Here is a 295-nt window from a genome sequence, read left to right as displayed (position 1 = left end):
CAATGGCAAAGCACTGAAAGCGCTACCAACACGTGACGCGGTATTACCCTTTATTATGTTGCTGTCTGCAGCGAAAGAGTCGGGTATTACGGCATTAGTAGAAGCCCTGCCTAAACGTTACACTCATAGCGACCGTATTCAAAACTTTGCCACTGAGAAGAGCGTTGCGATTGTGCAAGCAGGCGCAAAAAACGCCCAAGCACTTAGCGAGCAAGTTGGCTTTACTGGCCTTACGGTTAAGGCAGTGGATATCACTGATGGGTTGCGTATTACTTTATCGGATAACTCGATTTTC

The 295-nt window shown here is 47.1% G+C and carries 1 pseudogene; it reads left to right on the top strand.

The annotated features are described in order from the left end of the window. Positions 1 to 295: pseudogene (locus tag Q5762_RS37825) on the top strand (hypothetical protein); the annotation flags it as partial.

This window comes from Streptomyces sp. P9(2023) (assembly GCF_032436795.1).
Taxonomy (GTDB): Bacteria; Actinomycetota; Actinomycetes; order Streptomycetales; family Streptomycetaceae; genus Streptomyces.
Note: the sequence above shows the minus strand (reverse complement) of the source record. Positions and strands in the feature narration are given on the sequence as shown.